This window comes from Pseudonocardia sp. 73-21, from assembly GCF_001899645.1.
Lineage (GTDB): Bacteria > Actinomycetota > Actinomycetes > Mycobacteriales > Pseudonocardiaceae > Pseudonocardia.
Window position 1 is genome coordinate 39,424 of record NZ_MKVV01000109.1, and the last position, 18,959, is coordinate 58,382.

At 73.0% G+C, this 18,959-nt stretch carries 18 protein-coding genes, 2 tRNA genes and 1 pseudogene; 18 read left to right on the forward strand and 3 right to left on the reverse strand.

What is annotated here, in order from left to right:
* Window positions 1-29 precede the first annotated feature (29 nt).
* The 8 genes from BGP03_RS34305 (at window position 30) to BGP03_RS34340 (ending at window position 9,772) form a co-directional block, all read left to right on the forward strand.
* On the forward strand, window positions 30-1,298 hold the full coding sequence (locus BGP03_RS34305; RefSeq protein ID WP_298798501.1) for a bifunctional glycosyltransferase family 2/GtrA family protein: 1,269 nt from the start codon (window positions 30-32) through the stop codon (window positions 1,296-1,298).
* Window positions 1,295-3,391, forward strand: a complete 2,097-nt coding sequence (locus BGP03_RS34310; RefSeq protein WP_298798503.1) for a glycosyltransferase family 39 protein — start codon at window positions 1,295-1,297, stop codon at window positions 3,389-3,391. Before BGP03_RS34305 ends, BGP03_RS34310 begins: the two co-directional genes overlap by 4 nt.
* A gap of 90 nt (window positions 3,392-3,481) precedes the next feature.
* Complete coding sequence (locus BGP03_RS34315; protein WP_296377222.1) at window positions 3,482-3,925, forward strand: DUF4396 domain-containing protein; 444 nt, start codon at window positions 3,482-3,484, stop codon at window positions 3,923-3,925.
* Window positions 3,926-3,945: 20 nt separating this feature from the next.
* Window positions 3,946-5,514: an AMP-binding protein gene (locus BGP03_RS34320; protein WP_298798505.1), complete on the forward strand. Its 1,569-nt coding sequence runs from the start codon at window positions 3,946-3,948 to the stop codon at window positions 5,512-5,514.
* A gap of 25 nt (window positions 5,515-5,539) precedes the next feature.
* Complete coding sequence (locus BGP03_RS34325) at window positions 5,540-6,394, forward strand: sucrase ferredoxin (protein WP_296377220.1); 855 nt, start codon at window positions 5,540-5,542, stop codon at window positions 6,392-6,394.
* A gap of 10 nt (window positions 6,395-6,404) precedes the next feature.
* Window positions 6,405-7,550 (forward strand): acyl-CoA dehydrogenase family protein, encoded by a 1,146-nt coding sequence (locus tag BGP03_RS34330; protein WP_296377219.1) that lies wholly within the window; start codon window positions 6,405-6,407, stop codon window positions 7,548-7,550.
* 165 nt (window positions 7,551-7,715) lie between these two features.
* Window positions 7,716-8,219, forward strand: a complete 504-nt coding sequence (locus tag BGP03_RS34335; protein WP_298798508.1) for a PH domain-containing protein — start codon at window positions 7,716-7,718, stop codon at window positions 8,217-8,219.
* Window positions 8,216-9,772 (forward strand): PH domain-containing protein, encoded by a 1,557-nt coding sequence (locus BGP03_RS34340; RefSeq protein WP_296377217.1) that lies wholly within the window; start codon window positions 8,216-8,218, stop codon window positions 9,770-9,772. The genes BGP03_RS34335 and BGP03_RS34340 overlap by 4 nt, the downstream gene beginning before the upstream one ends.
* Here the strand turns inward: BGP03_RS34340 and BGP03_RS34345 are convergent.
* Window positions 9,738-11,279, reverse strand: a complete 1,542-nt coding sequence (locus tag BGP03_RS34345) for a helicase HerA-like domain-containing protein (RefSeq protein ID WP_298798510.1) — start codon at window positions 11,277-11,279, stop codon at window positions 9,738-9,740. The genes BGP03_RS34340 and BGP03_RS34345 overlap by 35 nt on opposite strands.
* 30 nt (window positions 11,280-11,309) lie before the next feature.
* On the opposite strand from BGP03_RS34345, the gene orn reads away from it, so the two are divergent.
* The 3 genes from orn to BGP03_RS34360 all read left to right on the forward strand — a co-directional run bounded on the left by orn (window position 11,310) and on the right by BGP03_RS34360 (window position 12,188).
* The gene (gene orn, locus BGP03_RS34350; protein WP_296377215.1) at window positions 11,310-11,912 is read left to right on the forward strand and encodes an oligoribonuclease; all 603 of its coding nucleotides are present in this window, start codon (window positions 11,310-11,312) and stop codon (window positions 11,910-11,912) included.
* Window positions 11,913-11,960: 48 nt separating this feature from the next.
* Window positions 11,961-12,036 (forward strand) — tRNA-His (locus BGP03_RS34355).
* A gap of 79 nt (window positions 12,037-12,115) precedes the next feature.
* Window positions 12,116-12,188 (forward strand) — tRNA-Lys (locus BGP03_RS34360).
* Between the two features lie 13 nt (window positions 12,189-12,201).
* Here the strand turns inward: BGP03_RS34360 and BGP03_RS34365 are convergent.
* Entirely contained in the window at window positions 12,202-12,801 is a 600-nt protein-coding gene (locus BGP03_RS34365) for a hypothetical protein (protein ID WP_298798513.1), read from the reverse strand.
* Window positions 12,802-12,967: 166 nt separating this feature from the next.
* Window positions 12,968-13,531 carry a DUF5313 family protein gene (locus tag BGP03_RS34370; protein WP_363095032.1) on the reverse strand — a complete coding sequence of 188 codons (564 nt, stop codon included), beginning with the start codon at window positions 13,529-13,531 and terminating at the stop codon, window positions 12,968-12,970.
* On the opposite strand from BGP03_RS34370, the gene BGP03_RS34375 reads away from it, so the two are divergent.
* The 7 genes and pseudogenes from BGP03_RS34375 to BGP03_RS34405 all read left to right on the forward strand — a co-directional run.
* Complete coding sequence (locus BGP03_RS34375; RefSeq protein ID WP_299738864.1) at window positions 13,436-13,918, forward strand: pyridoxamine 5'-phosphate oxidase family protein; 483 nt, start codon at window positions 13,436-13,438, stop codon at window positions 13,916-13,918. The two genes, BGP03_RS34370 and BGP03_RS34375, sit on opposite strands and share 96 nt — an antisense overlap.
* Window positions 13,919-14,089: 171 nt before the next feature.
* Window positions 14,090-14,452 carry a metalloregulator ArsR/SmtB family transcription factor gene (locus BGP03_RS34380; RefSeq protein ID WP_296366980.1) on the forward strand — a complete coding sequence of 121 codons (363 nt, stop codon included), beginning with the start codon at window positions 14,090-14,092 and terminating at the stop codon, window positions 14,450-14,452.
* Window positions 14,453-14,531: 79 nt separating this feature from the next.
* A complete protein-coding gene (gene nuoB, locus BGP03_RS34385) occupies window positions 14,532-15,011 on the forward strand; it encodes an NADH-quinone oxidoreductase subunit NuoB (RefSeq protein WP_296366978.1) in 480 nt (159 codons plus the stop codon).
* Entirely contained in the window at window positions 15,008-17,029 is a 2,022-nt protein-coding gene (locus BGP03_RS34390; protein WP_296366976.1) for a proton-conducting transporter membrane subunit, read from the forward strand. Before nuoB ends, BGP03_RS34390 begins: the two co-directional genes overlap by 4 nt.
* Window positions 17,026-17,973, forward strand: coding sequence for an NADH-quinone oxidoreductase subunit H (locus BGP03_RS34395; RefSeq protein WP_296366975.1), 948 nt, complete (start codon window positions 17,026-17,028; stop codon window positions 17,971-17,973). The genes BGP03_RS34390 and BGP03_RS34395 overlap by 4 nt, the downstream gene beginning before the upstream one ends.
* Before the next feature lie 53 nt (window positions 17,974-18,026).
* The gene (locus BGP03_RS34400; protein ID WP_296366973.1) at window positions 18,027-18,689 is read left to right on the forward strand and encodes a hypothetical protein; all 663 of its coding nucleotides are present in this window, start codon (window positions 18,027-18,029) and stop codon (window positions 18,687-18,689) included.
* Window positions 18,689-18,959: pseudogene (locus tag BGP03_RS34405) on the forward strand (hypothetical protein); the annotation flags it as partial. The gene BGP03_RS34400 and the pseudogene BGP03_RS34405, both read left to right, overlap by 1 nt.

Below are 18,959 nucleotides of genomic sequence, written 5' to 3' on the forward strand. Positions count from 1 at the left end.
CGACATCGGCTCCGGAGATCGTTCGTGACATGAGCGTCGACACCGCGCTGACCCAGCCGAGCAGGGCCGGGGACACAGCACCTGAGCCCGGTCCGGTCCTGGACGTGGTCGTCCCCGTCCACAACGAGGAGAAGGATCTGGAGCGGTCGGTCCGCCGGCTGCACCAGCACCTCACCGACCACTTCCCCTACCCCTTCCGCATCACGGTCGCCGACAACGCGAGCACCGACTCCACCCCGGTCATCGCGACCCGCCTGGCCACCGAGCTGCCCACCGTCGTGTCGCTGCGGATGGACCAGAAGGGTCGCGGCCGGGCGCTGCGGGCGGCCTGGTCGGCGTCGGATGCGCAGGTGCTCGCGTACTGCGACGTCGACCTGTCGACCGACCTCGCGGCGCTGCTGCCGCTCGTCGCCCCGCTGATCTCCGAGCACTCCGACCTCGCGATCGGCACCCGGCTCGGCCGCGGCTCCCGCGTCGTGCGCGGGGCGAAGCGGGAGTTCATCTCGCGCAGCTACAACCTGATCCTGCGCGGGGCGCTCGCCGCCCGCTTCTCCGACGCGCAGTGCGGCTTCAAGGCCATCCGCGCCGACGTCGCGCGCCGGCTGCTGCCCCTGGTGGAGGACACCGGCTGGTTCTTCGACACCGAGCTGCTGGTGCTGGCCGAGCGGGCCGGGCTGCGCATCCACGAGGTGCCGGTGGACTGGGTGGACGACCCCGACAGCAGCGTCGACATCGTGAAGACCGCCACCGAGGACCTCAAGGGCGTGCTCCGGCTGCTCCGCGCGTTCGCGACCGGCGCGCTGCCCCTGCACGAGCTCCGCGGCCAGTTCGGCCGCGACCCCATCGAGGCCACGGAGGTGGCCGGAGTGCCCCACGGGATGACCGGCCAGGTCGCGCGGTTCGCCGCGATCGGCGTCGCCAGCACACTGGCCTACCTGCTCATCTACGCCCTGCTGCGCGGCTCGATGGGCGCGTTCGGGGCCAACCTCGTCGGCCTGGTGATCACGGCCGTGGCCAACACGGCGCTCAACCGGCGCGTGACGTTCGGCGTCAAGGGTCGCGAGGGCGCCGCTGCGCACCAGCTCCAGGGCCTGGTCGTGTTCGGTCTCGGCCTGGCGCTCACCAGCGGGGCGCTGCTCGCGCTGCACGCCTGGTGGCCCGGTGCGCACCAGCTCGTCGAGATGGTCGTGCTCGTGGCCGCCAACGCGCTGTCCACGGTGCTGCGCTTCGTCGCCTTCCGGGCGTGGATCTTCCGCGGCCGTCGTTCCCCCGCCCCGTCGAAGGACAAGGTTCTGTGACCGCCACCCTGACCCCCACCGACCCGCCGACGGCGACACCGCCACCGGCGTCCCCGGCCCGGACCGGCCGCGAGCGGATCGCGCTCGGCGTCCTGCTCGCCGGCACCGCCGTGCTCTACCTGTGGAACCTCGGCGCGTCGGGCTACGCCAACTCGTTCTACGCCGCGGCCGTGCGGGCCGGGACGAGGAACTGGGAGGCCCTGCTGTTCGGCTCGCTGGACACGGGCAACACCATCACCGTCGACAAGCCGCCCGCGTCGCTGTGGGTGATGGCGCTGTGCGGGCGGATCTTCGGGTTCGACTCCTGGAGCATGCTGGTCCCCGAGGCGCTGATGGGTGTCGCGACGGTGGCGCTAGTCTACGCGGCGGTACGCCGGGTGTCCGGCCCCCGCGCGGGTCTGCTGGCCGGTCTCGCGATGGCGCTCACGCCCGTCGCGGTGCTGATGTTCCGCTTCAACAACCCCGACGCCCTGCTGGTGCTGCTGATGGTCGGCGCGGCCTACGCGACGGTCCGGGCACTGGAGAAGGCCGGGACGCGCTGGCTGGTGCTGGCCGGCGTGCTCATCGGTTTCGCGTTCCTCGCGAAGCTCGGCCAGGCGCTGATCGTGCTGCCCGCGCTGGCGCTGGTCTACCTGATCACCGCGCCCACCGGCTTCTGGCGCCGCGTCCGGCAGCTGCTGCTGGGCGGGCTGGCGATGGTCGTGTCGGCGGGCTGGTACGTGGCGCTGACGGAGATCTGGCCGGCCGACAGCCGCCCCTACATCGGCGGCTCGGTCGGCAACAGCCTGCTGCAGCTGGCGCTGGGCTACAACGGACTCGGCCGGATCTTCGGCAGCTCCGACAATCCCGGCGGCGGTGGCGGCTTCCCGCGCGGCGGCGGCGGCGCCGCAAGTGGCTTCCCCGGTGGCGGCAGCGGCGGCGGTATCGGCGCCGCACTCGGCGGCGGCGAGGTCGGCATCGGCCGGATGTTCAGCACCGAGATCGGCGGCCAGGTGGCGTGGTTGCTGCCCGCAGCGCTCGCGCTGCTGGTGGCAGGCCTGTGGACCACCCGGCGGGCTCCGCGCACCGACCCGACCCGCGCGTCGCTGATCCTCTGGGGCGGCTGGACCCTGGTCACGATGGTGGTCTTCAGCTTCGCGGAGGGGATCTTCCACTCCTACTACACAGTGGCGCTGGCGCCCGGGATCGCCGGACTCGTCGGCGTCGGCGGGCACGAGCTGTGGCGCCACCGCGCCACCTGGCCGGGACGCGCGACGCTGACCGTCGTCGTCGCGGGGACGGCGGCGTGGGCCTGGGTGCTGCTGGGCCGTTCGGCGACGTTCCTGCCGTGGCTGCGCTGGGTCGTCGTCGCGCTCGCGGTGATCGCGGTGGTCGCGCTGCTGGTGCCGGTCTCCGGACGACAGTGGGCCGGGGCCGGTCTGCTCGCCGTCGTGCTCGCGGGCGTCGCCGGGCCCGCCGCCTACGCGGTGGACACCTCGATCACCCCGCACACGGGGTCCATCCCGACGGCCGGACCGGCGACGGCCGGTGGCCGCGGTGGCTTCCCCGGCGGGTTCCCCGGCGGCGGCGCTCCCGGCCAGGGAACGCCCGGCGACGGCCGGCAGCGCGGTGCCGGTGGAGGCCGCGGCATCGGGGAGGAAGCCGCCACCGACCCGGCCCTGGCCGCGCTGCTGCAGGCCAGCACCACGAAGTGGTCGGCGGCCACCGTCGGGGCGATGGGCGGGGCGGAGCTCGCCCTGTCCAGCGACACCGACGTGATGATGATCGGCGGCTTCATGGGGTCGGACCCCGCGCCGACGCTGCAGCAGTTCCAGGCCTATGTCGCGGCCGGGGACGTCCACTACTTCGTCGAGGGCGGAGGGGGCTTCGGCGGCGGGCCCGGCGGGCCGCCGAACGCCGACCAACTGCTGGAGCAGGTGCCCCAGAACGTCCGGGACAGCCCGCAGTTCGAGCAGTTCCTCGATCAGGCCCGCCGTGGCGGCTTCCCCGGGGGCGGCGGCGACAGCTCGACGATCACCGAGTGGGTGAAGGCCAACTTCGCCTCCAGCACGGTCGGCGGCCGCACCGTCTACGACCTCACGAAGCACACGTGAGGTGGCGAACGCGTGCACCCCGATGGCGCACGTCCACCGGTGGGCCCACATCCCGGGAATAGCAGGTACCCCCGGGGCGTATATGGGCGCATGACCCAGACCTCGTGGTCCGTAGCGGCCACCGCCACCCTCCACTGCCTGACGGGCTGCGCCGTCGGCGAGGTGCTCGGCATGGTGATCGGCACCGCCGCCGGGCTGTCGAACCCCACCACCGTCGTGCTCTCGATCGTGCTCGCCTTCGTCTTCGGCTACGGCCTCACGATGCGCGGGGTGCTGCGCGGCGGAGTCGGCCTCCAGCAGGCGTTCCGGATCGCGCTGGCCGCCGACACCGTCTCGATCGTCGTCATGGAGATCATCGACAACGCGGTGGTCGTGGCCGTCCCGGGCGCGATGGACGCCGGGCTCACCAGCCTGCTGTTCTGGGGATCGCTGGTGTTCGCCCTCGCCGTCGCGTTCGTCGTCACGACGCCGGTGAACCGCTGGATGATCAGCCGTGGGCGCGGTCACGCCGTCGTGCACGGACGCCACCACTGAGCCCTGCCACACTCGGGCACGTGGACCTCGTGGGATGGACGATGGGCACGGCGCGGGCCGTGCTCGAGCTGACCCGCTCGGGCGTGGTGCGCCCCGTCCGGCCCGACCGCCTGCTCGGGATGGGCGAGGGCCTGCTGCGCTACGGCGCCACGGTGGCCGCCGGCTGCGTGGCCGGCGCCGCCCGGCATCCCGACCGCACCGCGATCGTCGACGACGCCGGCTGGCTCAGCTACGCCGAGCTGCACCGGCGCACCGACCGGCTGGCCCGCGCGTTCGCCGACCGCGGGATCGGGCCCGGGGTGCGGGTCGGGGTGCTGTGCCGCAACCACCGCGGCCCCGTCGAGACCCAGATCGCCCTGGGCAAGCTGGGCGCGGACGCCGTGCTGCTCAACACGGGGCTGTCGGCGTCGCAGCTCACGGCGGTGATCGACGAACTGGGCCTGCACACCGTCGTCGCCGACGAGGAGTACGTGCCGGCGGTGCGGAGCTGCCGGGTCGTCACGGCCTGGGGCGCGGGGCCGACCACGCTCGAGGACCTCGTCGCCCGCGACGGCGACGCACCGCTGCCGCTGCTACCGCCGTCCGGCCACACGATCGTGCTCACCTCGGGCACCACCGGCCCGCCCAAGGGCGCCCGCCGGCCCGCCCCGCACAGCCTCGCGCCGGTGGCCGCGGTGCTCTCGGCGATCCCGCTGCGCGCCGGCGAGCCCGTCCTGATCGCGGCGCCGCTGCTGCACACCTGGGGCAACGCCGGGCTGCTGCTGTCGCTGCTGCACGGTGCGCCGATGATCCTCCGCCGCAAGTTCGATCCCGCGGACGTGGTGGAGCAGCACTGCGACGCCGTGTTCGCGGTCCCGGTGATGCTGCAACGCCTCCTGGAGACCGACCTCCGGTGGGTGCACGCGCCCCGGATCGTCGCCGTCAGCGGCTCGGCGCTGCCCGCGTCATTGGCCACCGCGTTCATGGACCGCTTCGGCGACGTCCTCTACAACCTCTACGGCTCCACCGAGGTGTCGTGGGTGAGCATCGCCGGGCCCGCCGACCTGCGCGCCGCTCCCGGAACAGCGGGCCGCGCGCCCGCGGGCACCCGCCTGCTGATCGTCGCCGAGGACGGGGCGCCGGTCGAGCCGGGCGGGGAGGGCCGGGTGTTCGTGGGCAACGACATGCCGTTCGACGGCTACACACGCGACGACGCCGACGTCGAACGCATCGACGGGCTGATGGGCACCGGCGACGTCGGCCACCTCGACGCGGACGGGCGGCTGCACCTCACCGGCCGCGCCGACGACATGATCGTCAGCGGCGGGGAGAACGTGCACCCTGGCCCGGTCGAGGAGCTGCTCGGCGCGCGGCCCGAGGTGCGCGAGGCCGCGGTCACCGGTGTGCCCGACGACGAGTACGGCCAGCGGCTGGCGGCGTTCGTGGTGCTCGCGGACGGGGCGAGCGTCGAGGCCGACGACGTCCGCGACTGGGTGCGCGCCGAGCTGAGCCGCTTCGCGGTGCCGCGTGACGTGGAGTTCGTCGACACGCTGCCGCGCAACGCGACCGGCAAGGTGGTGCACCGCGAGCTGGTCACCCGATCGGGTTAGGCGACCCTTACAGTAGCGTGCCGCCATGGATGCGACGGCGGCTCGCTGTGCGGTGCTCGCGCGCGCACTCGACGAGCCGCTGGCCGGCACCGCCCCGGTCGCCCCGCGCTGGGTGTGCCTGGAGCACCGCGGAGCCTGGCCCCGTGACGTCGGCGAGCACCCCGATCCGGCGGTGGCGGCGTTCGCGGCGCGGGCCACGGCGTCCGGGTGGCGGTTGCTGCTGATCCGGCGGCCGGGCAGGCGGTGCGCCGACGCCGAGGGCCGCGTCTACCTCACCGACACGACGCCGTCGGTGGCCCGCACCACGCGGCTGACGGTCGCGGGCCCGGCCGACCTGGCGTCGGTGCCGCTGCCCACCAGCGGTCCGCTCCCCGGTGCGGTCGTGACCGATCCGCTGCTCATGGTGTGCACCCACGGCCGTCGCGACCGCTGCTGCGCCCTCGACGGACGGACGCTCGCTCTGGCCGTCGGTGATGCGGACGTGTGGGAGTGCAGCCACCTCGGCGGCCACCGGTTCGCCCCCACCGCGCTGGTGCTGCCCACCGGCTACCTCTACGGACGGCTGGACGTCAGCTCCGCGGTGAGCGCTCGCAAGGCGGCCGGGCTGGGCGAGGTGGAGCCGGCGCTGTGCCGGGGCCGCTCGACGTGGTCGCCGGCGGGGCAGGTGGCCGAGCTCGCCGTGCGCGCGGCCACCGGCCTGCGCGACGCCGACGCGCTGGCCGTCGTCGAGGGCTCCTCGATCGGGGTGCATGCGAAGGACGGCCGGAGCTGGAACGTGGACGTCGAACCCGACGACGGCCCCACCCGCCCCGCCTCCTGCGGCGCCGACGCCGTGCCGTCGCGGGTGCTACGGGCCGCGCGCATCCGACTGCGCGCGTAGCGTTTTCCGGGTGACCACCACCGGGACCGCCGCCGACGCGGTGGCGGACATGTTCACCTCGCCCCTCGCGGACCATCCCGCCGTCGTGGCCGCGGCCCGGATCGCGGACGACGTCCTCGCCCCGCACGCCGCCGCGGCCGACGACCCGGCCCGCGGCGTCGATCCCGCCCACCTCGCGCAGCTGGCTGACGCCCGCCTGCTCAGCGTGACCGTCCCGGAGGCCGAGGGCGGCTACGGCGCGAGCGCGCGGGTGGACGCCGAGGCCGTGGAGCTGCTCAGCGGCGCCTGCACGGCCACGTGGTTCGTCACCACCCAGCACAACACCCCGCAGGCCCTGGCCCGGGGAACCCAGGGCCTGCCCCCGGAGGCGGTCACCCACGGCCCGGCCGCCGCGCGGCATCGCGCCGGGCTGGCTGACGCCTCCACCACCGCGGGCATCGCGATCGCGCACATCCGCCGACCGGGCCCGCCCGCCGTCCGCACCGAGCGCGACGGCACCGGCTGGCGGTTCTCCGGTTCCGCGGACTGGTGCACCGGCTGGGGTCTGATCGACCTGGTCATGATCGCCGCGGCCACCGCCGACGACCGGTTCGTGCTGGCCCTGGTCCCTGCTCGGGACCAACCGGGCCTGCGGGCCGGGCCCCCGCTGCCGCTGTCGGTGATGGGCGGGACGCGCACGGTGGCGCTGGAGATGGACGGCCTCGCCGTGGGCGCCGACGACGTGCTCGCGGTGCTGGACGCGCCGCCGTGGCGCGTCGTCGACGCCGCCCGCACCGCCAACACCAAACCCGCCGCGCTGGGCCTGCTGCGCCGGGTCCTGGTGGGGCTCGCGGAGCTCGGCACGGCCCGGAACCGCCCCGAGGCGGTGGACACCGCGCTGGCGCTGGCCCCCCGCGCCGTCGAGCTGCGGGCGGAGGCCTACGCGCTGATGGACGTCCCGATGGCCGAGCGGGTGCCCGAGCGGGTCGCGGTGCGGGCGGAGCTCGGCGAGCTGACGGTCCGCGCCGCCCACGCCCTCATCGCGGCCCGTGCCGGCAGCGCACTGCTCACCACGAGCCCCGAACAGCGCTGGGCCCGCGAGGCGGCGTTCCACCTGATCCAGGGCCAGACCGCCGGCGTCCGCGCGGCCCAACTGGCGGCCTTCGGCCACCCGTGAGCGGAGCCGCCGCGCCGCCGCCGTCCCGTCGCGCGGGCCGCGGCGCGGTGCTGACGGTGCGCGGCGAGAAAGCCCACACCCGGTCGGCCGCGTGCGAGCAGCCGGCGGTGGACTCGGAGCTCCTGCCGCCCGACCGACGGCGGCCCGTTCCGGCACACTGCGGTCATGACCACCGGGCCCACGACGACCGCGCTGCCCCTGCGACCCCCGGCGCACCAGGTCAGCCCCCGCGCCGTGCGGTGGTGGCAGCTGCGCGACCTGATCACCGTGCTCGTCCTGCTGGCGCCGCAGGTGGTGCTGGAGATCGTGTTCGGTACCGGCTGGCTGGTGATGACGGCGATCGTCACGGCCGTCGTGGGGGCGGCGTACGTCCTGGCCGTGCCGCCGTTGCTGTTCCGCATCCACCGGTGGGAGATCACCGACGAGGCCGTCTACACGCTGTCGGGCTGGCTCGTGCGGGAGTGGCGGATCGCGCCGATCTCGCGCGTGCAGACCGTCGACACCGAGCACGGGCCGTTGCAGCAGCTCATGAGGCTGGCGAGCGTCACGGTCACCACGGCGTCGGCCAAGGGCCCGGTGAAGATCCGCGGCCTCGACGCGGCCGACGCGGCCGAGCTCGCCCGGGTCCTGACGGAGACGACGCAGGCCACGCCAGGTGACGCGACGTGACGACCGCCGTGGTCGAAATCCCGTGGCGGCGGCTCGATCCCCGCATGCTCGTCGTCACCCCGATCGGAATGATCGTCCGGTTGCTCCCGGCGTTCGCCATCGTGCTGATCACCGGTGGCGGCAACGGCGACACCGGACGCCTGATCGGCACCGGCGTGGCCATCGTGCTCATCGTCGGGCTCGGCGTGATCCGCTGGCGCACCACGCGGTACCGCATCACGCCCGAGCGCGTGGAGCTGCACAGCGGCTGGCTGCGCCGCCAGCGCCGCTCGGTGCCGCGCGACCGCATCCGCACCGTCGACCTCACCGCCAAGCTGGAGCACCGCCTGTTCGGGCTCAGCGTCGTGAAGATCGGGTCGGCGTCGGGATCGTCGAGCGAGCACCACGGCCTGAGCCTGGACGCGGTGAGCAAGGCCGAGGCGGACCTGCTGCGCCGCGAGCTGCTGGAACACTCCCCCTCCCCCGTTCCGGTGGCGGCGACCGCGGCGCCGGCGGAGGTCCTCGCGCGGTTGGACTGGTCGTGGCTGCGCTTCGCCCCGCTGACGTTCTCCTCGCTCGCCGGCGTCGGTGTGATCGCGGCGGCGGTGTTCAACATCCTCAACGACTTCGGCGTCGACCCCACCGAGATCGGCGCGGTGGACGACGCCGCGATCCGGCTGTCCAACGGACCGATCTGGGCGGCTGTGGGCGTCGTCGCGGCGGTCGTCCTGGCCACGGCCGTGCTGGGGGCCCTGCTGCTGTTCACCGAGCGCTGGTTCGGCTACCGCCTGACGCGCGAGCGCTCCGGCGAGGGCAGCACCCTGCGCGTGCACCGCGGGCTGTTCACCCGTCGCTCGCTGTCGGTGGCCGAACGCCGGATGCGCGGGGCCGAGATCGTCGAGCCGCTGCTGCTGCGGGCCGGCCGCGGGGCGCAGTGCCGGGCGCTGTCGGCCGGGCTGGCCAAGGACGCGCAGGGCGGCGTGCTGCAGCCCCCGGTGCCGCGCGCCGAGGCCCACCGCGTGGCGTCGGCGGCGTTGCGGGAACCGCCGTCGGAGATCACCGGAGCGGTCCTGCGCCACCACCCGCGGGCGGCCCTGACCCGGCGCATGACGCGTGCCCTGGGCCCGACGGCCGTGCTGGTCGTCGTCGCGTTCGTGGCGGGCTCGCTGGTGCCGTGGTTGGGCTGGGCCGGCCCGACGAGTCTGGTCCTGCTGCCCGTCGCGGCGCTGATCGGTTGGGACCGCTACCGCAACCTCGGCCACGAGCTCACCGCCCGCTACCTGGTGAGCCGGCAGGGTGCGGTGGCGCGGCGCACCGTGGCGCTGCAGCGGTCGGGCGTCATCGGCTGGACGGTGCGGCAGAGCGTTTTCCAGCGCCGCGTGGGCCTGGTGACCCTGGAGGCGGTGACGGGCGCCGGGGCGGGCGGCTACGACGTGCTGGACCTGGCGGCGGCCGACGCGGTGGCCCTGGCCGACGCGGCGGTGCCCGACCTGCTCACCCCGTTCCTGCTGGCCCCCGCCGCTACGGGTCGTGCGCGCGTCAGCGGCGCCGGGTGCCGAACAGGCCGCGGGTGATCTCGCGCCCCAGCGCCGTGCCTGCGGAACGCAGGAACGACTTGACCATCGGCGAGCCGAGCACCTCGGACACCATGCTGGGCGCCTCCCGCTCCCGCCGGGGCGGCGGGGGCGGGGCGTCGGCCGGCGGGGGCGGCGGGGCGGGAGCCTCGGCGATCTTGGCGGTCAGCTTCTCGTAGGCCGACTCGCGGTCCACCGTGGTGCCGTACTTGCCGAACAGCGGCGACGCCTTCGCCGCCGCGGTGACGGCCTCCACGCCGATGGCCGCCATCAGCGAGCGGGGGGCCCGCATCCGCGACCACGCGACGGGGGTGGGCGCTCCGGTCTCCGACAGCACCGTGACGATGGCCTCGCCGGTGCCCAGCGAGGTCAGCGCCTCCTCCATGTCGTAGTTCTTGGTGTTCGGGTAGGTCTTGACCGTCTTCTTCAGCGCCGTCTGGTCCTCCGGCGTGAACGCCCGCAGCGCGTGCTGCACGCGCGCGCCGAGCTGCGACAGCACGGCGTTGGGGATGTCGGTGGGCAGCTGCGTGCAGAAGAACACGCCGACGCCCTTGGAGCGCACCAGCTTCACCGTCTGCTCGATGCGCTCCAGGAACGCCTTCGACGCGTCGGTGAACAGCAGGTGCGCCTCGTCGAAGAAGAACACGAGCTTGGGCTTGTCGAGGTCGCCCGCCTCGGGCAGCTCCTCGTAGAGCTCCGCCAGCAGCCACATGAGGAACGTGGAGAACAGCCGCGGGTTGGCGGCCTGGTCGGCCAGCTCCAGCAGGGACACGATGCCCTTGCCGTCGGGGCCCACGCGCAGCAGGTCGGCGGGCACGAACTCCGGCTCGCCGAAGAAGTCCTCGCCGCCCGCGGCCTCCAGGTTGACCAGCGCCCGCAGGATCACCCCGGCCGTGGCGGACGAGACGCCGCCGATGCCCTTGAGGTCGGCCTTGCCCTCGTCCGACGTCAGGTGCTGGATGACCGCGCGCAGGTCCTTGGTGTCGAGCAGCGGCAGCTGCTGCTGGTCGGCCCAGTGGAAGATCAGGCCGAGCGTGGACTCCTGGGTGTCGTTGAGCGACAGCACCTTGCTCAGCAGGATCGGGCCGAACTGCGTCAGCGTGGCCCGGATCGGCACCGCGGAGCTCGTGCCGCCCAGCGACAGGAACTCGACGGGGTACGCGGTGGGCGTCCAGTCGTCGCCGGTGTCCTTGGCGCGCTGCTCGACCTTCGGGTTGGACTGTCCGGCCTGCGCCATGCCCGACAGGTCGCCCTTGACGTCGGCCAGCAGCACGGGCACACCGGCGTCGGACAGCTGCCCGGCGAGGCCCTGCAACGTCTTGGTCTTGCCGGTACCGGTCGCGCCGGCCACGAGGCCGTGCCGGTTCAGCGTCGCGAACGGGATGCGGACCTTGGCGGTGGGGTCGACGACGCCGTCGATGACGACGCTGCCGAGCTCGAGAGCGGCGCCCTCGGTCGCGTATCCGGCGGCGATCTGTTGGGCGGCCGAAGCCGTGTTCTCTGCCACGGAGCGGAGCGTAGCGCCTAGGCTGGGTGGGTGAACGACCGTCTGGTATGGATCGACTGCGAGATGACCGGGCTCGATCTGGCGCACGACGCGCTGATCGAGATCGCGGTGCTCGTCACCGACGGGGACCTCAACGTCCTCGGTGAGGGTGTCGACGTGGTGATCCACGCCGACGACGACGCACTGGCCGCGATGCCCGACGTCGTGCGCGATATGCACGCCCACTCGGGCCTCACCGAAGAGGTGCGCAAGGCCACCGTCACGGTGGCCGAGGCGGAGCAGATGGTGCTCGCCTACGTCCGCGAACACGTCCTCGAGCCACGCGTCGCCCCCCTGGCCGGCAACTCGATCGCCACCGACCGCGGCTTCATCACCCGCGACATGCCCGAGCTCGACGCCCATCTGCACTACCGCATGGTCGACGTGAGCTCGATCAAGGAGCTGTGCCGGCGGTGGTTCCCCCGGGTCTTCTACGCGAAGCCGGAGAAAGGCCTGGCCCACCGGGCGCTGGCCGACATCCTCGAGTCCATCCGGGAGCTCGACTACTACCGCCACACCCTGTTCGTCGCGCCACCCGGACCCACGTCCGAGCAGGCCCAGGCGGTGGCGGCGGGGCTGACGAAAAGGGGCTGACGGGCCACGCTATGCTGGTCCAGTCGCTGGCTCCGGCCGGTGTGCATGGTGGGTGTAGCTCAGCTGGTAGAGCACCTGGTTGTGGTCCAGGGGGCCGCGGGTTCAAGTCCCGTCACTCACCCCATGCAGCGGGACCCCGCAGCGTGGTCGCTCAGAAGCTCTTGCTAGAGTTTCGGAGCGCCAGGCAGTGGGGCGCGATGCAGGCGCCGTTAGCTCAATTGGCAGAGCAGTTGACTCTTAATCAACGGGTTCGGGGTTCAAGTCCCTGACGGCGCACAATCACAGCAGGTCAGGGGCTCAGACCCCTGGCCTGTTGGCTTTCTGGAGACCAAATCCCGCGGAAACCACGCGGAGACCTCTCCAGGAGGCCCTCCCGATGGCTCGGCCACCCCTCCCCCTCGGCCAGCACGGTGCGATCAGCGTCACATCCAACAACGGCCGCTGGATCGCGCGCTGCCGAGTGCGTGGACTCGACGGGGTGACCCGCAAGATCGAGCGTTCCGGGAAGTCGCGCACCGCAGCCCGGCTCGCCCTCCAGGACGAGCTCCGCTCCCAGCGCGGCGAACGCGCCGAGGTCCTCCGGCCCGAGTCCCGGTTCCGTGACGCGGTGACGATCTACCTGGGCAAGGTCACCGCGCGGCGCGAGGACTCGACCACCGACGTCTACTCGTACTGGCTCGAGAAGCTCGTCCTCCCCCAGCTCGGCGAGCTGCGCCTGGGCGAGTGCGACGTGGCACAGATGGATGCCTTCTTCGCCCGCCTGGAGCGCGGCCGGCGCGTCGTCGAACACAAGGACGGCACGACCTCGGCGCAGCCTCTGTATGCGGCCAACACCCGCCGCATCCACCGCGCCGTCGTGGCCGGCGTCCTGCAGCAGGCCGTGCTCCACAAGGCCATCCCCTCCAACCCCGTCCGCGAGCTGGAGCGCATCGAGTCCCCGAAGGGGCACCGCAAGGCCACACCGCGCGGCCTGACCGCCGAGGAACGCCGACCGGCTGCACCTGGTGTGCTAGACGGTCACCCGAGCTGCGGAACGCAGGGACAGCAATTGACGATCATTGCGGAGGTGGCGGGGCGCCTGACCTGTAGCGTGCGTCGTACCGCACTGCTGCCGCGGCGCGCTCGTCGGCGTGCGCGTCGTCTCGCCCGGCCTGGGCCGAGCCTCGCGGGTAGCCGGCCTTGTGGACGCGGTGCTCGACCGATTCGTGCATGTTGTAGAGCGCGTACTGCAGGGCGACCAGCCAACCCAGCAGGATGGCGACCAGACGGATCCACAGTGGACCAGGGATGAAGAGCATGATCGGCACCACGGCGAGGTTCATCTGGACGAAGGCGCGTGCAAAGTGTCGCCACGCCCAGCTCGGACAGGTGGCGTCGAACAGCACCCACTCGCGGTAGCGGGACGGTAGGCCCCCTCCGAGGGCGTACCACAGCCACCGAAGTGGACCCGGCGGTTGCCTTGTCATGGCACCGACACTAGGCGTTTGCCGCCCTGAGGAGCAGGCGTCGAGAGACTCTGTCCGATGGCTGAGGGTCGGGGCCTTGTGGCCCTGGTACGGGGTGGGTCTTTGGCGGTGGCCTGGACTGAGGAGGTGACGAGGATGCAGACATCTGCACATCACTCGGAGCTGGACCGCGGGGCGTGCTTGATGTTGCTGGCTGGGGGAGGTGTGGGCCGCGTGGTCTTCACCGAGGCGGCGATGCCCGCTGTCGCGCCGGTCGTATACCACATGGATGACGAGGAGGTCGTTTTCCGGACCGCGGTCGGGAGCACCCTCGCCGCCGCGACCTGGGCGAGGGTCATCGCGTTCCAGGCGGACTGCATCGACCTCCGGACCCACACCGGGTGGACGGTGCTGGGTGTCGGTCAGACCCACGAGGTGGTCGACGGCGTGCGACTCGCCGCGCTCGGGCGTCGGCTGCCCGCGGCGCTGGTTCCCGTGCACACCATCGCACTCCGCCTAGAACGGCTGTCCGGGCTCCGACTGGCAGGCCGCTCCGGGTGAGCCCGTTCGACCGGCGGGTCATGTGCCGTGACGGAGCAGGGAGCGTCGACGGTGACGGTTGCCCGGTGGGGGACATGCAGCGCGCGCGTTGAAGAGTTGCTAAGGTTTGCAATCGTTGGTCTGCGGTCACTGCGCGCGCTGCGGTGGGGGATTCAGGGAGAGGCGGTCGGGATGAGCAAGCCGCTCTACCAGTTGAAGGCGGAGTTCTTCAAGACGTTGGCGCACCCGGCTCGGATCCGGGTGCTGGAGCTGCTCGGTGAACGCGAGCACTCGGTGGCGGAGATGCTGCCGGAGGTGGGGATCGAGCCGGCGAACCTGTCGCAGCAGTTGGCGGTGTTGCGCCGGGCCGGGCTGGTGGTGGCCCGCAAGGAGGGCTCGACAGTGCACTACTCGCTCACCAGCCCGGAGGTTGCCGAGCTGTTGGCGGTGGCCCGGGGAATTCTGACGTCGGTGCTGACCGGTCAGGTCGAGTTGCTGGAGGACCTTCAGGGGCCCCGCGCTCGGGCGACCGTGTCGGCGGCGCGGCGGCGCTGAGCTGCGGCCATCCCGCTCCCCCACCTCCTGGCGGGGTGGCCGCACCCATTCGCAGTGACTAGTGAGGAGGCTGGTTCGTGTGCTGAGGCTGTGGCGCAAGGTCCGACAGGTCGGGACGGTCGCCGAGCCGGCGCCCCCGTCGGGCGGTCGGGTCGGGCCGGCGGTGGAGTTGGCCGGTTCAGTGCAGGTCCGCCACGTCGATGCCGGTTCGTGCAACGGCTGCGAGGTGGAGATCGGGTCGGCGTTCGGGCCGGTGTATGACGCCGAGCGGTACGGGGCCCGGTTGGTCGCCTCGCCGCGCCATGCCGACGTCCTGCTGGTGACCGGGCCGGTGACCCGAAACATGCACCGGGCGCTGCGGCGCACCTACGACGCGGTCCCGGCCCCGAAGGTGGTGGTCGCGGTGGGCGACTGCGCCCGCAACTGTGGGGTGTTCGCCGGCGCCTACGGGGTGGCCGGCGCGGTCGCCGATGTGGTTCCCGTCGACCTGGACGTGCCGGGATGTCCCCCGCGACCCGAGGCGATCGTCGCGGCGCTGCGCACCCTGACCGGCCGATGAACCTCGTCGCGGCAGGTCTCGTGGGCGCGGTCGTCGTGGCCGTCGCCGCCGCGACAGCGGCGCTGTTGGTGCCGCGGCCGGCGCGGTCGGCCGTCGTCGGTGTGGGCACCGTGCTGTGCGGCGCGTCGGGGATGGCCGCCGGGATCGTGGCCCTGACCGGTCCGGGATGGTCGGCCGCGGTGGCGGGGCTGCTGCCGCTGACAGGTGTGGTGCTGAGTGTGGACGCTCTGAGCGGGGTGTTCCTGTCGGTCATCGGAGCGGTCGGGATCGCGGTCGGCATCTACGGGATCGGGTATGCCCGCCACGGCCTGGACGGGCGCGGGGTGCAGGCGATGGAGCCGCTGTTCGTGGCGGCCATGCTGCTGGTGCCCGCCGCCGGCGGGGTCGGCACGTTCCTGGTGTGCTGGGAGCTGATGGCGCTGACCTCACTGTTGCTGGTCCTGGCCGAGCACACCCGTCGTGTCGAGGTCGCCTCGGCCGCCCGCTGGTATGCGGTGATGACGCATCTGGGGTTCGTCGCGATCCTGATCGGGCTGGTGGTGCTGGCCGGACACGCCGACAACGACTCCTTCCCGGCGTTGCGGGTCGCCGCCGCGGGCCTGTCCCCCGCCACCGCGGGGCTGGTGTTCACCCTGACCCTGGTCGGGTTCGCCTCGAAAGCCGGGATCCTGCCGCTGCACGCCTGGCTGCCCCGGGCCCATCCGGAGGCGCCCAGCCACGTCTCGGCGCTGATGTCGGCGGCGATGGTGACGTTGGGCGTCTACGGGATCGTGCGGGTCGGGTTCGACCTACTCGGCGGCGGCAGCCGCTGGTGGTGGCTGCTGGTACTCGCCTTGGGTGCGGTGTCGGCGGTCTACGGGATCCTGCAGGCCGCGATCGGCACCGACCTCAAACGGCTGCTGGCCTACTCCACCACCGAGAACATGGGCCTGGTCCTGATCGGGGTCGGCGCCGGTGGGCTGTTCGCCGCGGCCGGGAACATGCTGCTGGCCGGGTTGGCGTTGACCGCCGCGCTGCTGCACGTGGTCAACCATGCCGCGTTCAAGACGCTGCTGTTCCTGGCGGCCGGGTCGGTGCTGCACGCCACCGGAAGCCGTGACCTCGACGATCTGGGCGGGTTGCGCCCCCGGATGCCGGTCACCACCGCCGCGTTCGGGCTCGGCGCGCTCGCTGGGTCGGCGTTGCCGCTCGGGCCGGCGTTCGTCAGCGAGTGGCTGCTGCTCCAGGCCCTGGTGCACGGTCTGGCCGCGGGCGGGATGGCCACCGCGATCATGATGCCGATCGCGGTGGCCACTGTGGCGCTCACCGCGGGGTTGGCCGTGGCGACGTTCGTGAAGGCCTTCGGGGTCGGTTTCCTCGCGCGGCCCCGTTCCGAGCACGCCGCTGCCGCCCGGGAGAGCCCACCGAGCATGCTCGCCGGGATGGGCGTCGCCGCCGCCGTGTGCGTCGTGTTGGCGGTGGCGCCGGTGCTGGTGCTCCCCGTGATCGGCGCTGCGAGCGGACGGGTGTTCGGTGTGGCCGATCCGGTGTTGTCGGGGCTGTTGGCGGTGCGGCTGCAGGGGTTCACCGGGTCGCTGTCGCCGCTGTTGGTGGCCGCGGCGGTGGTGTTCGCGACGGTGGTGTTCGCGGTGGCGGCCCGGCTGATCGCGGCCCGGCACCGGGCCCGGGTCGCGGCCCGGTTGTGGGACTGCGGAGCGGGTCCGCTCTCGGCGCGCATGGAGTACACCGCCACCTCGTTCGCCGAGCCCCTGCAACGGGTGTTCGACAACGTGCTGCGGCCCGAGCACGACGTCGACATCACCCACTACCGCGAGTCACGCTACCTGGTCGACGCGGTGAGCTACCGGCTGCGGGTACCCGACCGCGTCGAGCACCGCCTCTACCGCCCGGTCCTGTCCGCGGTACGGGCCTGGGGCCGGGCCGGGCCGCGGTTGGCCAACGGCAGCGTGCACCTTTACCTCGGCTACGGCTTCGCTGTGGTGTGCGGCGCGCTGCTCCTGCTCGTGGTGACCCGATGAGCCTCGCCGGTGTACTCAGCGCGCTCCTGCAGATCGCCCTGGTCACGGTGGGATCACCGCTGCTGGTAGGGGTGATGCGCCAGATCCGGGCCCGTCTGGAGGGCCGCGCCGGAGCAGGAGTGCTCCAGCCGTGGCGAGACCTGCGCAAGCTCGCCCGCAAGCAGCCCGTCACCCCACGCGGCACCAGCGAGGTGTTCCGGGTCGCGCCGCTGCTGATGCTGGCCACCACCGTCGCGGTGGTCGCCGTGGCACCGTTCGTGACCACCGCGTCGGTGCCCGCAGCGGGCGCGGACCTGTTCGTGGTGGTGGCGCTGCTGACCCTAGGGGCCGCCGCCCTGGCACTGGCCGGGCTCGACACCGGCACCGCGTTCGGCGGCATGGGCGCCAGCCGCGAGATCACCATCCTGGCCCTGGTCGAGCCCACCCTGCTGGTGGCGATCTTCGCGCTGTCGGTGCCGGTCGGATCCACCAACCTGGCCGACATCGTCACCTCGACCCTGCACGACCCGGGCCGGACCATCACCCCGGCCAGCCTGCTCGCCGCCGTCGCCCTCGGGCTGGCCGTGGTCGCCGAGACCGGCCGGCTCCCGGTGGACAACCCGTCCACCCACCTGGAGCTGACCATGATCCACGAAGCGATGGTGCTCGAGTACGCCGGGCCGGACCTGGCCATGGTCGAGCTGGCCTCGGCGATGCGGCTGAGCGTGTTCCTCGGGCTGTGGGCGACCTTGTTCGCCCCGTGGGGCATCGCCGCCGACGCCGGCGTCGGAGCACTCGCGCTCGGGACGGGCGTCCTGGTCGTCAAGGTCACCGCCCTGGGCGCGGCACTGGCCGCGGGCGAGGTGTTCCTGGCCAAGTTGCGGCTGTTCCGGGTCCCGGAGCTGCTGGCCGGATCGTTCGTCCTGGCGTTGCTCGCGGTGGTCGCATCGTTCTTCTTCGCCTGAACCCTTCCCAGTACAGGAGTGCACATGACAGCGCAGGCGCATCGGACACCCCGATGAGCGAGGCCGTCTTCGTCGAGCTGCTCAGCCTGAGCAGTGGCATCGTGCTGCTCACCGCAGTGCTGGTGCTGTGGCGCCGCGAGCTGGCCATGGTGATCCGCGTGTTCGCCGTGCAAGGCGTAGCGCTCGCCGGGCTGGTCGCCGTGCTGGCCGTGCGCGAGTCCTCCGCCGAGCTCGGCATCGTGGCCGCCGGCGTCCTGATTCTGCGCGCCGGGCTGCTGCCCTATCTGCTGGGCCGCGCCCTGACCGCCGCCGGGCCGCAACGCCGCGAAACCCGCCCCCTGGTCAACGTGGCCGCGTCCCTGCTGGCCGCAGCCGGGCTGACCCTGCTCGCCCTCGCGGTGTCCGCGCCCCTGGTAGCGCTCGCCCCGTCACCGGCCACCGCGGCGATCCCGGTCGGGATGGCGGTGGTGCTGATCGGGTTCTTCGTGCTGGTCACCCGTCGCCGCGCACTCTCGCAGCTGATCGGGTTCCTGCTGATGGACAACGGCATCACCACCGTCGGGTTCCTCACCACTGCCGGAATCGGTCTGGTCGTCGAGCTCGGCGTGTCCCTGGACATCCTGCTCGCCGTCCTCGTGCTGGGCGTGCTCACCGGATGGATGCAGACCGCGTTCGGCAACACCGACCTCGACGAACTACGAGAGCTGCACGACTGATGCCCCCCACATCCGCGCCCCCCGCAGGGCTGACCTCCCTCGTCCTGCTGGTCCCGATCCTGCTACCCCTGGTCACCGCCGCGATCTACCTGGTGGCGGGCTGGGGGCGACGAACAGTCTGGCTGAGCGCCACCAGCACCGTCGTCGTGCTGGTGGCGGCGATCACCGTCGCCATCCAGGTCAGCGACAACGACCCGCAGTCCACCGCAGGGGGGCTGCTGCGCGCCGACGCGTTGAGCGCGTTCATGTTGCTGGTCGTCGCCGTCGTGG

What these genes read in the sequence shown, in the direction of transcription:
- BGP03_RS34305 (WP_298798501.1), top strand. Translation starts at nt 30, where the DNA reads ATGAGCGTCGACACCGCGCTGACCCAGCCGAGCAGGGCCGGGGACACA.
- BGP03_RS34315 (WP_296377222.1), top strand. Translation starts at nt 3,482, where the DNA reads ATGACCCAGACCTCGTGGTCCGTAGCGGCCACCGCCACCCTCCACTGC.
- BGP03_RS34325 (WP_296377220.1), top strand. Translation starts at nt 5,540, where the DNA reads ATGGATGCGACGGCGGCTCGCTGTGCGGTGCTCGCGCGCGCACTCGAC.
- BGP03_RS34335 (WP_298798508.1), top strand. Translation starts at nt 7,716, where the DNA reads ATGACCACCGGGCCCACGACGACCGCGCTGCCCCTGCGACCCCCGGCG.
- BGP03_RS34375 (WP_299738864.1), top strand. Translation starts at nt 13,436, where the DNA reads ATGGCTGAGGGTCGGGGCCTTGTGGCCCTGGTACGGGGTGGGTCTTTG.
- BGP03_RS34370 (WP_363095032.1), bottom strand. Translation starts at nt 13,531, where the DNA reads ATGTGCAGATGTCTGCATCCTCGTCACCTCCTCAGTCCAGGCCACCGC.
- BGP03_RS34380 (WP_296366980.1), top strand. Translation starts at nt 14,090, where the DNA reads ATGAGCAAGCCGCTCTACCAGTTGAAGGCGGAGTTCTTCAAGACGTTG.
- BGP03_RS34390 (WP_296366976.1), top strand. Translation starts at nt 15,008, where the DNA reads ATGAACCTCGTCGCGGCAGGTCTCGTGGGCGCGGTCGTCGTGGCCGTC.
- BGP03_RS34395 (WP_296366975.1), top strand. Translation starts at nt 17,026, where the DNA reads ATGAGCCTCGCCGGTGTACTCAGCGCGCTCCTGCAGATCGCCCTGGTC.
- BGP03_RS34400 (WP_296366973.1), top strand. Translation starts at nt 18,027, where the DNA reads ATGAGCGAGGCCGTCTTCGTCGAGCTGCTCAGCCTGAGCAGTGGCATC.